Genomic DNA, 13,430 nt, shown 5'->3' with positions numbered 1-13,430 from the left:
GATAGAGGTTCTGCGAGGAAGGGGGATTTATTGTTGGATCAATGGACTTCCATTTTTCTATTATCGATGGCTTTGGGGTTGGATGCTTTCTCTGTTTCACTCGGGATGGGGATGCAGGCGATTCGTTTGAAGCATGCTTGTATAGCGGGGGTTGTCGTCGGGGCGGCGCACGTCCTGATGCCGGGGCTCGGGATGATGCTCGGTCAATGGCTGTCATCGAGTGCCAGTCAGTGGACATCCCTCGGTGGTGGGATCCTGTTATTCGGTTTAGGAAGTTACACGGTTTTCGCCTCCTTATCTGAGAAACAGTCTTCTTCCTACACACTTGCCGGGGCTGGGGTCTGGCTTTTTGCCTTAAGCGTCAGTATCGACAGTTTTCCAGTCGGCTTCACACTCGGTCTGAAAGATTCCCAGTTTTGGTTCTCTGTTCTATCATTTGGTGTATTCAGTATGGTCTTGACGTGGACAGGCTTCATCATCGGACGCAGAGCCGGTAACCTTCTCGGCACCTCCAGCGAAATTCTCGGTGGTAGCATCCTCTGTGCGCTCGGATTATACACGATCTTTTAGACTTCACGCTTATGACGACGCCGATTCACCTGTGATATGATGGAAGAAAAGGCAAGGAGTGCGATAGTCATGAACATTCTATTTGTATGTACAGGAAATACATGCCGAAGCCCAATGGCGGAAGCGATTCTCAAATCGAAGTGGCCGGAGGATCAGGTGCGTTCTGCCGGTGTTTTTGCCGGAGAAAACCAGCTGATGGCCACCCATTCAGAAATGGTCCTCGAGGAGAAAGGGTTCAGCCTCAACCATAAAACGTCACAGATTAAAGAGGACCTATTGGAATGGGCCGACCTTGTCCTGACGATGACCGATCGCCACAAACAGACGCTCACCCTACAGTTTCCGAAGCACGAAGACAAATACTTCACGCTGAAGGAATACGTGCTCGTCGATCAAGGGCAGTGGTCTGAACTGAAGAACCTTTATTCAACTCTTGAGGAAAAAAGATCAGCGATTCTGAAAGAGAACAGTGCTCACCTTACAGAGAGTGAACTGGAAGAGGTACTGCAGAAAGAGCTCTTCGATGAAATCAGCCAGATTCGAGCGCTTGAACAGCAATTCCCAGATGTAAACGTGCTCGATCCATTTGGCGGAAATGTGAACGTTTACCGGGAAACGAGAGACGAATTAGAAAAGTATATTGAACTCCTCGTGAAAAAGTTAGAAAATAGAGATAAATAACTAGTTCATTGGGAGGTCTTTTCTGTGTCAAGAAAGTATAGGTCAAGTCTTCGTCTCAAGTTAGTCTTGTTCATAACAGGACTAGCGATCGTTACATACTCATTTACAGCTTTATTCATTTACGGTCTTCACGGGTACGTCCAGTCATTCTTGGAGGTTTCAGCTCAAACCTTCACCATCATCACGCTTCTTTTAGGTGTATTTTGGTCCGGCGTGCTCGCTTATTTCATATCCGGATTCATCACAAGACCGCTGAATCGATTGGAGAAAGCCGCTACCGCAGCAGCAGAAGGTCATCTAACGGAGAAAGTGGAAGTGCAGAAGTCCGATGACGAGATCCGCTCGTTATCCTTAGCCTTCAATAAAATGATTGATAACTTAAGTGGTGTGGTGCGGAACATCGATCAGCACTTCGAAGAAACGAACCGTACCGTCATCCAGATGAAATCGTCTGCTGACCAGGCGGCCGAACAATCCCGCATGATCAGCCAGACGACACAGGAAATTTCAAAAGGTGCCGAGACATCAGCCGCCGCTGTTCAGCAGAACGCAGAGTCCGTCGAGGATGCCACACATCTGGCAGAACAAGTCCAACAGAAAGCAGCCTCTTCGCGTGAAAAGTCCGAACAGATGCTGTCCGTCCTGAAAAATTCCGAAAAAGTCGTCGAGCAGCTGGTAACAGGGATCAGGAACGTAGCCGATGACCAGCGTGCTTCACTGAAAGACGTCGAGCGCCTGGACAAAAATGCCCAGGAAGTCGAAAACATCATCAGCCTCGTCGGTGACATTTCCGAGCAGACGAACCTGCTTGCACTCAATGCATCGATTGAAGCAGCAAGAGCGGGTGAACACGGCAAAGGCTTTGCCGTCGTAGCGGACGAAGTACGGAAGCTGGCAGATGAAAGTGCCACATCCGTGCAGAAGATCACCGACTTGATCGCAACCATTCAATCAGACGTGAAACAAGTCGTTTCCCAAATGACACAGCAGATGAACAATTCAACGAAAGAAGCACAAAAAGGGAAAGAAACGACAGAAGCCATTCAGCAGATGGGAAGCTCCGTGGGCGAAGTCGTCGAAGCCGTGCAGGATATTTCCGGCATGGTCGAACGCCAGCTTCTATCCATCCAACAGTCTTCCATCCAGTCCCAGGAAGTCGCCGCCGCAACCGAGCAGACATCAGCAGGCGCCGAAGAAGTCAGCGCCTCCGTCCAGGAACAGACATACGTCATGGAAAACATCGACGAACTGGCATGCGCCTTGGAAAAACAAGCCGCATCCTTGAAAAACCAAATCCATAAATTCCAATTGACAGACCAAAACGAACCTGTCACGATAAAGGAAAATTAGTGTAGGAATCGTTGTCGGTCATAGTGGATCAGGTAGGTTGAGCGCCTTCTGGAAGAGGTCGGTTTGAAGCTAGAGGATATCCCGCTTCTGACCCTTTAGGAGAGGTTCAAGCAGATTGACATAGAGGTGGAGGAAAAACGATGAGACTCCTGCGGGATAGAAGTTCAGCGTGAGACCCCGCAGAGAGCGGAGCGAACGAGGAGGCTCACCGGACGCCCGCGGAAAGCGATTCGTTTTTCCCCCGCCGACACCACCACTTATTGAAGAACCGACAGCGTTTCCTCATTCACAGGAGGAAACAAGATGAAAGTCATTTTAGCTTCCGATCACGGCGGCGTGAACCTGCGTCAAGAAGTCGCAGAAGAACTAAACAACCTGAACATCCAAGTCGAAGACATCGGCTGCAACTGCGAAGGCTCCGTCGATTATCCAGACTACGCCATCCCGGCAGCAGAACGCGTAGCAAACGGCGAATTCGACAAAGCCATTCTGATTTGCGGGACAGGCATCGGCATGTCCATTTCAGCCAACAAAGTCAAAGGCATCCGTGCCGCATTAGTTCACGATCTTTTCACAGCAAAGGCGACACGTGAGCACAACAACTCCAACGTCCTCTGCATGGGAGAACGCGTTATCGGCCCTGGTCTCGCTCGTGAAATTGCGAAGACATGGGTTTCGACAGATTATGAGGGCGGTCGACACGAAAATCGCGTAGGGAAGATTGCCGAATACGAAAATAAGTAATACAATGAGATAGAGAAAAAGCGGATGCACCGAATGTATGCGCTGTGGATAAAAGGGGGAGCAGAATTGCTTCTCCTTTTTGCAAAGAATGAGGAGGAAGAGCTGTGAAGGATGTAGCTGCTGTTCAGTCCGATGTGAAAAACGTAGTGGACGGGCTTTTGGATAGTGGAACGGTCAAAAGCGGCGTGTTCGTCGTCGGCTGTTCTACGAGTGAAATTGCCGGAGAACGAATTGGCACGTCCGGAAGTGAGGCAATCGCCGAGGCCGTGTACAAGGAGTTGCATAGACTAAAGGTAGAAACAGGAGCGCAGCTTGCTTTTCAATGCTGTGAGCACTTGAACCGCGCTTTAGTTGTAGAGAGGTCCAGCGCTGAAGCACAAAAGTGGCCGGTTGTATCCGCCATACCTGTGCCGAAAGCCGGTGGATCGATGGCATCCTATGCTTATAAACAGATGCAGGATCCTGTATTAGTCGAGAGCATCGAAGCGGACGGTGGCCTCGACATCGGGGACACACTGATCGGCATGCACTTGAAGCGTGTCGCCGTACCACTGCGATTGGAGCAGAAGGCGATCGGGGAAGCGCACATCACAGCAGCGAAGACAAGGCCTCCTCTTATTGGTGGAGCTCGTGCTGTTTATGAAACACAACAAGTCGAAGGTTCTTGCGACTAGGATTTCTGAAAGGGGAATGGGAAACGATGAACCATGTAAAATCAACGGATGCAGAAATTTTTGAAGCGATTCAAAGTGAACAGAAGCGCCAGCAGGACAATATCGAACTGATTGCCTCTGAGAACTTCGTATCAGAAGCAGTTATGGAAGCGATGGGGTCTGTACTGACGAACAAATATGCGGAAGGTTACCCGGGCCGTCGTTATTATGGTGGTTGTGAACACGTAGATGTTGTCGAGAACTTGGCGCGCGATCGTGCGAAAGAGCTTTTCGGAGCGGACCACGTAAACGTCCAGCCACACTCCGGAGCGCAGGCGAACATGGCTGTTTACTTCACGGTTCTTGAACACGGCGATACCGTGCTTGGTATGAACCTGAACCACGGTGGTCACCTGACACACGGAAGCCCTGTTAACTTCAGTGGACAACTTTACAACTTTGAAGAGTATGGTGTGACTGAAAAAGACCAGCGTATCGATTACGATGCTGTGCTTGAAAAAGCCAAAGAAGTGAAGCCGAAGTTGATCGTCGCTGGAGCAAGTGCCTACCCACGCGAAATCGACTTTGCGAAGTTCCGCGAAATCGCAGATGAAGTCGGAGCGTACCTGATGGTCGATATGGCGCACATTGCAGGACTTGTAGCAACCGGCCTTCACCCGAACCCGGTTCCACACGCTCACTTTGTAACCACAACAACACACAAAACCCTTCGCGGGCCACGTGGCGGAATGATTTTCTGTCAGGAAGAGTTTGCGAAGAAAATTGATAAATCCGTCTTCCCTGGTATGCAGGGTGGTCCGTTGATGCACGTCATCGCCGCAAAAGCTGTAGCTTTCAAAGAAGCTTTGCAGCCTGAATTCAAGCAGTACTCCCGTCAAGTGATCGCGAACGCGAAACGCCTTGGGGAAGCGCTTGTCGAACGAGGCGTGAACCTCGTTTCCGGTGGAACAGACAACCACCTGCTTCTTCTTGACCTTCGTCAAAACGAACTGACAGGAAAAGTCGTTGAAAAAGCCCTTGATGAAATCGGCATTACAACGAACAAGAACGGCATCCCGTTCGATCCGGAAAGCCCGTTTGTTACAAGCGGAATCCGTATCGGTACAGCAGCGGTGACAAGCCGTGGGTTTAAAGAGGATGAAATGGATGAAATTGCTGACTTGATCGCGTTTGTTCTTGAGCATCACGAGGACGAAGCGAAAATGAAAGAAGCGCACAATCGTGTGCAGCAGCTGACATCCCGCTTCCCACTTTACCAATCTCTCGTTCATTCGGTGTAAATACGAAAGCCACCAGCCTATTTGCTGGTGGCTTTTTATATTTTTTGAGAAAGTCTTATCGGTTCATCTCAGCTTGCGAAGCGGTGTTGGCGAAACAACTCGCTTTCCATGGGCGTCCGTTGAGTCTTCTCGCTCCCTTCGGGTCGCTGTGGGGTCTCATCTGTACTCTGCTCCCATAGGAGTCTCGTCGTTTCGCCAACACCTTTATGAAAATGAGATGGAACCTCTTATGCTATCATCTGTAAAAAAACTATGATTGCACAGCATTACGTTCGTCTTTCCTCATCCTCGCTAGGTTCTGTTCCCACTACTTTCATAAAGTGGGGTGGAAAATGGCGAGACTCCTGCGGAATTTACGGACCACGGCGAGATCCACTCAGGCTTTAGCCTGAGTTAGCTCGGCGTCCGCCGCGGAAAGCGAGCTATTTTCCACCCCACTGACCTCCACATTTGTAACAGAACCGTAATGTTCTTTGGGAGAGGTTGTCACGTCGGTTTTGTGGCTAAAGGGGGAGTGAAAGGGGAGAGAGGAGTTCTGTCTCGGCCGTTTTCACTTCGAAAGACCCCTGAAAGTGTAAGGAGAAGCTTCTTCAAGACCTTTTTAGAAAAAGAATAAGGCAGATCGTCTAACCAAGGACTCAGCAAAAAAGGATTAGATTTGTCGGTTTAGGGAAAAATCGTGTTAATCAAACGTTTGTTTAACCTTGCAGTCGACTGGTATTTTCAGTACAATTTAAAGGATGTAAACTTTGAGGAGGAGTGATCGGCAATGGGAAATGTATATGTACTGGACCATCCATTGATTCAACACAAACTAACCTACATACGTAAAGCGGAGACAGGGACGAAGGACTTCCGCGAACTTGTAGATGAAGTAGCAGCGCTGATGGCGTTCGAAATTACACGCGACCTTCCGCTTGAGGAAGTATCCATCGACACGCCAGTCGTGTCCGATGCGAAAGCGAAAGTTCTGACTGGTAAAAAGATCGGGCTCGTTCCGATTCTACGTGCTGGTTTAGGAATGGTAGACGGCATCATTCAATTGATCCCGGCTGCAAAAATCGGTCACGTCGGCCTTTACCGTGATCCAGAGACGTTACAACCCGTCGAATACTATGTAAAACTTCCAAGTGATATTGAAGAACGTGAATTGATTGTCATTGACCCGATGCTCGCAACGGGTGGTTCTGCGAACGAAGCGATCCACTCCCTGAAGAAACGTGGAGCCCGTCAGATCCGACTGATGTGTCTTGTGGCTGCGCCTGAAGGAGTCGAAGCCGTTCAAAAAGAACACCCTGATGTCGACATCTACCTGGCAGCCCTTGATGAGAAACTGAACGAAAAAGGCTATATCGTTCCAGGCCTCGGCGACGCCGGAGACCGCCTGTACGGTACGAAGTAAAGGAGAGAGACGATGGCAGACCGCATTAAAGTGATGACGATTTTCGGAACAAGACCAGAGGCGATTAAAATGGCGCCGCTTGTCCTTGAACTGAAAAAACGATCCGAGCAGTTTGAACCGATTGTAACGGTAACCGCTCAGCACCGCGAAATGCTTGATCAAGTGCTGAACATTTTTGACATTGAACCGGACTATGATCTTGATATTATGAAGTCTCGCCAAACCCTTGCCCAAGTGACAACGCGAGCACTGGAAGGACTTGACCAAGTGATGAAGGAAACCGAACCGGATGTTGTTCTTGTTCACGGTGATACAACGACGACATTCGCCGCTTCCTTAGCTGCTTACTACAACCAAATTCCAGTCGGACACGTGGAAGCCGGCCTTCGTACGTGGGACAAGTATTCCCCGTTCCCTGAAGAGATGAACCGTCAGCTCACAGGAGTTATGGCCGATCTGCACTTTGCTCCGACCAACAAATCCCGTGACAATCTGCTTTCAGAAAATAAAGCAGAGGACCACATTTTTGTAACAGGAAACACAGCAATCGACGCTCTGCAGACGACAGTGGCAAGCGACTACGCTTCCGACATTCTGGATGAAGTTGGAGACAAGCGTCTCGTCCTCATGACCGCGCACCGTCGTGAGAACCTCGGGAACAACATGAAGCAGATGTTCCGTGCGATTAAACGTCTTGTGGAAGAGCATGATGATGTTCAAGTCGTTTATCCTGTCCACTTGAACCCGGTTGTCAAAGAGACGGCGGATGAAATTCTAGGAAACGACGATCGCATCAAGCTGATTGATCCACTTGACGTCATCGACTTCCACAATTTCGCTTCCCGTGCTCATTTGATTCTGACCGATTCAGGCGGAGTTCAGGAAGAAGCACCGTCCCTTGGTGTTCCGGTCCTCGTTCTGCGTGATACGACAGAGCGTCCGGAAGGAATCGAAGCAGGTACACTGAAGCTTGCTGGAACGGACGAAGATCATATCTTCAACCTTGCGAATGAACTTCTGTCCGACGATGGGAAGCATAAGGCGATGTCGAAAGCATCCAATCCTTATGGAGACGGAAAAGCCTCCGCTCGCATTGCGGAAGCGATCCGCTATTTCTTCAAACATCGCGACGACAAACCGCAGCCATTCGAAATTGAATGAGCTAGGTTCTGTACGAAATAGAGTGTCAGTGTGGTGGAAAATAACTCGCTTTCCGCGGCGGACGGCGAGCTACCTCCGGCTGCGCCTACGGGGATCTCGCCGTTGTCCGTTTAATCCTGCAGGAGTCTCGTCATTTTCCACCACACTGTACCATAAGAGTGCATACAGAACCTTACTTCACGTCTGCCAATGACGTTTAGCAAAGGTTTGAAGCTGGACTTGAATAAGAGTGTATTGAAAAAAGAGACCTGAGCAGGTCTCTTTTTTTATGGGATGAATTATCCTCTTCTCAATAATGAATTTCGAAATGCCGCGCATAGCTCCTTCATCTCATCGCACACTAAGAAGAAAAAAAGGAGCCTCTCATATGCGACGGATTCTTCTAGCCATCACCCTGCTCTTTACAGTTGGTTTTTCCACCCCGCAGTCGAATGAACCTGTCACTATTATTGTTGAACTGGATGAGTCTCCTGAACAGTTTGTGTCGGAGGTCGAATTGAGACTTCCCAGGGTTGAGGTCGTGGCGGAGTATGACACGATTTTCAATGGAGTAGCCATCCGAGGAGAGGTGCAGGAGTTGGAGAAGCTGGCGAGGATGGATGCTGTGACGAATCAGTACCCCGTCCGGGAATACAGTGCGCTTCAGGAAGACGAGCTGAGTTTTTCTACGGAAATGATGCTTGATTCCATCTCTTCAACCTATACCGGTGAGGGCGTCAAGGTGGGCGTCATTGATACAGGTGTCGACTATGCACACCCGGATCTTTTTATGAACTATAGAGGCGGCTTTGATACGGTTGATTTCGACAATGACCCGATGGAAACGAAGGCGGAGGGAGCGACGATGCACGGGACTCATGTCGCCGGTGTGATTGGAGCGAATGGAAAAATGAAGGGGATCGCACCGAACGCTGAGCTTTATGCTTATCGTGCTCTCGGTCCGGGTGGGATGGGTTCATCTGTCCAAGTCATCGCGGCTATTGAAGAAGCGGTGGAAGACGGGATGGACGTCATCAACCTCTCGCTCGGGAACGATGTGAACGGACCGGATTGGCCGACAGCGAACGCCGTGGAAAAAGCGATCGAGCTTGGAACGACGGTGGTGGTGGCTGCAGGGAACTCGGGGCCGAATGATTGGACCGTCGGCTCGCCGGCGACTTCTTCTCATGCGATTACAGTAGGAGCCGTCGCATTACCTTCAGAAATGCCGGTCCTCGAGGTGGCCAGGAAGAAGATCCCGCTTCAGCCGCTTGTAGGCTCAACGGTTTGGACGCTCGACAGAAAATATCCACTTCATTTTGCCGGGAAAGGCGAAGAGGAAATTGAGAACGCAAGAGGCAAGATTGTCGTGTTTGAAAGAGGCATTGTACCGTTTTATGAAAAAGCACTCAAAGCCTACAAAGCAGGGGCAGAGGCGGTGCTCATCTATAATAATGAAGAAGGAATGTTTCAAGGATCGTTAAATGGGCTCAACCTTCCGATTCCTGTTGCGGCGGTTACGCAGGAAAGTGGCGCGTGGCTCGAGCAGCAAAAGGATCAGTGGGCAGCGACGGAATGGGAAAACCTTGATCAGAGGATGGCTCCTTTTTCATCAAGAGGGCCCGTCACAACAAGTTGGTCGATCAAGCCGGACGTCGTTGCGCCCGGCGTCAACATTATGAGTACTGTACCCGGTGGCTACGCGCCACTGCAGGGAACGAGTATGGCGGCACCTCACATTGCGGGTGTAGCGGCCCTCATCAAAGAGGCGCATCCAGACTGGTCTCCGGGGCAAGTGAAGCAGGCGATCTTGAGTGGGGCGGACAGGATGGAAGGAGTCGTCCCGATCGATCAAGGAGCCGGATATGTGAACATTGACCAGTCGATTGAACCGAAGCTCTTGATTGATGGAAAGCTTGAGTACGGACGCATTCAGGACGAACTGTTCCAGGATACGAAGACGATCCGCATGACGAATCCAACAGAAGACGAACTGAAAGTCACGTTCCGAACGCCTGATAAAAAGACAGGAGAGTCGTGGACGCTGCCGCGGACAACCTTCTTGTCACCAGGGGAGACGAAAGAAGTGCTGATAGCCTTGAGGGTGTCTGGTGGTTTCCTTGAGGATGGTCTCTATCAAGGGTACGTCGAGGTCGAAGCGGATCGGCCGTACCATATCCCGTATTTATATATGAAGGAATCCGCTGACTATGCGCGAGTATCGGGCTTCGAATTGTCGAAATCACTCGGTGACAAACTGAACTATCGTTTCTACCTGTCTGAAGAGGCGGAGGTCGTGACGGTCGATCTTTACCGGGCAGGGACGATGCTCCATGCTGGAGAGTTAGTCGAGTGGAAGGATATGCGATCTGGAATGGCGCAGGGGACGCTTCCTGTGAAGGATGAACTTGTAGGTCCATATCAAGCGGTTGTGAAGGTTGAGGCGGAAGGAAAGGTTTACACGTACAACTTCCCGGTTATTTTCTAGTAAATCCCATTAAATCCTGTGGTTGGTGCAGGGTGTGTGACTGTTCGCTCACCCTGCGCCTTTGAAATGTGACGAATTTGTGATCGTTTCTTGTCAGACATTTGTATTTTTACTCGTTATTGCATTGACATGAAATGAACCCTCATGTATTCTTACATAGTGTGGAATGATAAGGTTTTCATACGTAGAAGAGAAAGGTTTGATCGCCTTGAATTCGAAGCCGCCTTTTCAAGCCATGGCACTCACCAGTGCGATCGTTTCTCAACTAGCCGGCGGACCACTCGTCGGGGTCTATTTCGGGAAATGGATCGACAGCCATCTATCCACATCACCCACGTTTCTAATCATAGGGATTTTTCTTGGGTTGGGAGCAGGTACATACGGAACCATTCATTTAGTACGAAAGTACACGGGAGACGATTAATATGGAAGATTACCAGCAAGTAATTGCCCGTCAACGAAAATGGATGTTCTACCTTCTGGCATTACTAGTACTAGGTTGGGGAGTCACACCTTGGCAACCCATATTCCTCGGGCTTCTACTTGGAGCACTATTAAGCTTTTACAACCTCTGGCTTATGCAACGTAAAATCCGCAAGCTCGGAGAAGCCGCATCAGAAAGTCATTCAGTACGGGGAATCGGTACATTTACGCGACTGGCCTCAGGCGCTTTAGCCGTTGTCATCGCCCTTCAGTTTGAAGAATATTTCCATTTAATTTCAGTAGTATTGGGCTTAATGGCAGCCTACATTGTCATTTTTATAGATTACCTTTTCAACAAATCTACAGCTTAGCATGATGGAAGGTAGGTGAACAGATTGAATCACGAATCACCAATAGTGGAAGACGTTCTGAATATTCCATGGTTGGATTTCAACTTATCCAATGTATTAATGATGTTTGTCGCATCATTGATCGTTTTCATCCTCGGTGTAGCCGCGACTAGAAACATGAAGCGCTATCCAAGAGGATACCAGAACTTCATGGAATGGTTGATCGACTTTATAAAAGGTATCATCGGTTCGAATATGGACTGGCGGACAGGTAAGCTATTCTTGCCTTTAGGATTGACATTATTCGCCTATGTGTTCGTTTCCAACATGCTCGGAGTCGTAACCAATGGAGTTGTGGGACACACGCTTTGGTGGAAATCGCCAACAGCGGACCCGGGAATTACCTTGACGCTTGCTGTGATGGTTGTCGTATTGACACACTATTACGGAGTGAAGTTGAAGGGTGGAAAAGAATACACGAAAGGATTTGTACGTCCTTTACCATTCTTACTGCCGTTTAAACTGATCGAGGAATTTTCAAACACCCTGACGCTTGGACTGCGTCTATACGGGAACATTTATGCAGGTGAAATTCTACTAAGCTTGCTTGTCGGACTAGCGACGTCAAGTGCCTTAGGTGCTTTAGGGGCAGCCGTCCCAATGATTGCATGGATGGGCTTCAGTACCTTTATCGGTTTCATCCAAGCATTTATATTCGTTATGTTAACGATGGTTTATATGTCTCACAAGGTGAGCGATGACCATTAATATAAAAGTAAAAATCTAATTTTTAAAATATTTGAGGAGGATTTTCATTATGGGTCTATTAGCAGCTGCAATTGCAGTAGGTTTAGCGGCACTAGGTGCTGGTATTGGTAACGGTCTTATCGTAAGTCGTACAGTTGAAGGGATTGCGCGTCAACCAGAATTGCGCTCTGCACTTCAAACAACAATGTTCATTGGTGTTGCCCTTGTAGAGGCCGTTCCAATCATCGGCGTTGTAATCGCGTTTATCGTATTAGGTCAGTAATGCAGGACGAGCACGACAATCTTTTGGCGAAGTTCAACTCTATCGATCTTCGCCTTTGCTTTACCTTATGAACAACTTTATACCCGGTAGGGAGAGAAAGAAAACTTCGACGACAGCTGAACAGCAGCTGAAGCCGGGTTTTTCTCATGTAAAGCCTCTGTTTCAGACTAGCATGGGATTAGAAAATCGTTATACCTGATACGAGATGGTGTGGGAAGGAGTGAAAACTGTGCAAGTATTCACAAATAGTCTTGTTCTCGGAGCTGAAGCTGGATTTCTAGTAGGAGACATGCTTACTCAGCTGGCATTCTTCATCATCCTTCTAGCGTTACTAGCCAAGTTCGCCTGGGGACCACTGATGAACATGATGAAAGAGCGTGAAGATTACGTTGCAAACGAGATCAACACGGCTGAGAAGAGTCGTGAAGAAGCTCAGAAAATGCAGCGCGAAGCTTCTGAAGAGTTGAAAAAGACACGTCAAGATGCACAGAGCATTATAGAAGACGCACGTAAGACAGCTGGTCAACAAGAGCGCGATATCATTGAATCCGCTCGTGCGGAAGCAGACCGAATCAAAGAATCTGCCCGTCAGGAAATCGAGCAGGAGCGCGATAAAGCGGTTCAAACTCTTAAAGACCAAGTCGCTTCTATGTCCGTTATGATTGCCTCCAAGGTGATTGAAAAAGAATTGTCTGAACAGGATCAAGAGAAATTGATCAACGAATACATTAACGAGGCAGGAGAAGAGCGATGAGTAACACAATCATTGCGAAACGTTATGCAGACGCTCTTTTCCAACTCGCACAAGAAAAGAACAAACTGGAACAGGTAGAATCAGAGCTTCGTACATTTCGTGATGTTTACACGAGCAGCCCGAAGCTGGTTCATTTCCTTAAGCATCCCCGTGTGACGATGGATCAGAAGAAACAGTTGGTTACGAAGTCATTTCAATCGTTCTCGAATGAAGTGCTTCACACGCTTCAGCTTCTTGTCGATCGCCACCGTGAAGATATCATGATGGATATGGTTGCCCAGTTTATTACGAAAATGAATGATGCTAAAGGTATTGCCGATGCCGAGGTTTATTCGGTTCGCGAGCTGTCGGATGCAGAGAAACAACGCATTTCAGAGACGTTTGCACCGAAAGTCGGCAAAAAATCATTGAATCTGACGAACATTGTGGACCCTGAGATTCTAGGTGGAATCCGCCTGAGAATCGGTAACCGCATTTTTGATGGTTCAATCAGCGGAAAACTTCGTCGCATGAAGCGCGAGCTGACATCCGCGAACAATTGATG

General features: G+C 48.8%; 15 protein-coding genes. All 15 read left to right on the top strand.

Annotated elements, in window-relative coordinates; translation table 11 throughout:
* Positions 1-33 precede the first annotated feature (33 nt).
* The 15 genes from LCM20_RS10565 to LCM20_RS10495 all read left to right on the top strand — a co-directional run bounded on the left by LCM20_RS10565 (position 34) and on the right by LCM20_RS10495 (position 13,428).
* Positions 34-570: a manganese efflux pump MntP family protein gene (locus LCM20_RS10565; RefSeq protein WP_225195420.1), complete on the top strand. Its 537-nt coding sequence runs from the start codon at positions 34-36 to the stop codon at positions 568-570.
* A 69-nt stretch (positions 571-639) separates the two neighbouring features.
* Positions 640-1,251: a low molecular weight protein arginine phosphatase gene (locus tag LCM20_RS10560; protein ID WP_225195419.1), complete on the top strand. Its 612-nt coding sequence runs from the start codon at positions 640-642 to the stop codon at positions 1,249-1,251.
* 24 nt (positions 1,252-1,275) lie between these two features.
* A complete protein-coding gene (locus LCM20_RS10555) occupies positions 1,276-2,601 on the top strand; it encodes a methyl-accepting chemotaxis protein (RefSeq protein WP_225195418.1) in 1,326 nt (441 codons plus the stop codon).
* 303 nt (positions 2,602-2,904) lie between these two features.
* The gene (rpiB, locus tag LCM20_RS10550) at positions 2,905-3,345 is read left to right on the top strand and encodes a ribose 5-phosphate isomerase B (RefSeq protein ID WP_225195417.1); all 441 of its coding nucleotides are present in this window, start codon (positions 2,905-2,907) and stop codon (positions 3,343-3,345) included.
* A 134-nt stretch (positions 3,346-3,479) separates the two neighbouring features.
* Positions 3,480-4,019: a TIGR01440 family protein gene (locus LCM20_RS10545; RefSeq protein WP_225195730.1), complete on the top strand. Its 540-nt coding sequence runs from the start codon at positions 3,480-3,482 to the stop codon at positions 4,017-4,019.
* Positions 4,020-4,045: 26 nt separating this feature from the next.
* Positions 4,046-5,299, top strand: a complete 1,254-nt coding sequence (glyA, locus tag LCM20_RS10540) for a serine hydroxymethyltransferase (protein ID WP_225195416.1) — start codon at positions 4,046-4,048, stop codon at positions 5,297-5,299.
* A 769-nt stretch (positions 5,300-6,068) separates the two neighbouring features.
* Positions 6,069-6,701, top strand: a complete 633-nt coding sequence (gene upp / locus LCM20_RS10535; RefSeq protein WP_079477948.1) for a uracil phosphoribosyltransferase — start codon at positions 6,069-6,071, stop codon at positions 6,699-6,701.
* Positions 6,702-6,713: 12 nt separating this feature from the next.
* Positions 6,714-7,862, top strand: a complete 1,149-nt coding sequence (gene wecB, locus LCM20_RS10530; protein WP_225195415.1) for a non-hydrolyzing UDP-N-acetylglucosamine 2-epimerase — start codon at positions 6,714-6,716, stop codon at positions 7,860-7,862.
* A 367-nt stretch (positions 7,863-8,229) separates the two neighbouring features.
* Positions 8,230-10,329, top strand: coding sequence for a S8 family serine peptidase (locus tag LCM20_RS20080; RefSeq protein WP_318247309.1), 2,100 nt, complete (start codon positions 8,230-8,232; stop codon positions 10,327-10,329).
* 166 nt (positions 10,330-10,495) lie between these two features.
* Positions 10,496-10,753, top strand: a complete 258-nt coding sequence (locus LCM20_RS10520) for an AtpZ/AtpI family protein (protein ID WP_225195414.1) — start codon at positions 10,496-10,498, stop codon at positions 10,751-10,753.
* A 1-nt stretch (position 10,754) separates the two neighbouring features.
* On the top strand, positions 10,755-11,123 hold the full coding sequence (locus LCM20_RS10515; protein WP_225195413.1) for an ATP synthase subunit I: 369 nt from the start codon (positions 10,755-10,757) through the stop codon (positions 11,121-11,123).
* Between the two features lie 24 nt (positions 11,124-11,147).
* Positions 11,148-11,870, top strand: a complete 723-nt coding sequence (gene atpB, locus LCM20_RS10510) for a F0F1 ATP synthase subunit A (protein ID WP_225195729.1) — start codon at positions 11,148-11,150, stop codon at positions 11,868-11,870.
* A 49-nt stretch (positions 11,871-11,919) separates the two neighbouring features.
* Positions 11,920-12,132 (top strand): F0F1 ATP synthase subunit C, encoded by a 213-nt coding sequence (gene atpE / locus LCM20_RS10505; protein ID WP_181472298.1) that lies wholly within the window; start codon positions 11,920-11,922, stop codon positions 12,130-12,132.
* A gap of 229 nt (positions 12,133-12,361) precedes the next feature.
* Positions 12,362-12,886 (top strand): F0F1 ATP synthase subunit B, encoded by a 525-nt coding sequence (gene atpF / locus LCM20_RS10500; RefSeq protein WP_225195412.1) that lies wholly within the window; start codon positions 12,362-12,364, stop codon positions 12,884-12,886.
* A complete protein-coding gene (locus LCM20_RS10495; RefSeq protein WP_225195411.1) occupies positions 12,883-13,428 on the top strand; it encodes a F0F1 ATP synthase subunit delta in 546 nt (181 codons plus the stop codon). The genes atpF and LCM20_RS10495 overlap by 4 nt, the downstream gene beginning before the upstream one ends.
* Positions 13,429-13,430: the final 2 nt, after the last annotated feature.

The organism is Halobacillus litoralis (assembly GCF_020171725.1).
GTDB lineage: Bacteria > Bacillota > Bacilli > Bacillales > Halobacillaceae > Halobacillus > Halobacillus litoralis_F.
Note: the sequence above shows the minus strand (reverse complement) of the source record. Positions and strands in the feature narration are given on the sequence as shown.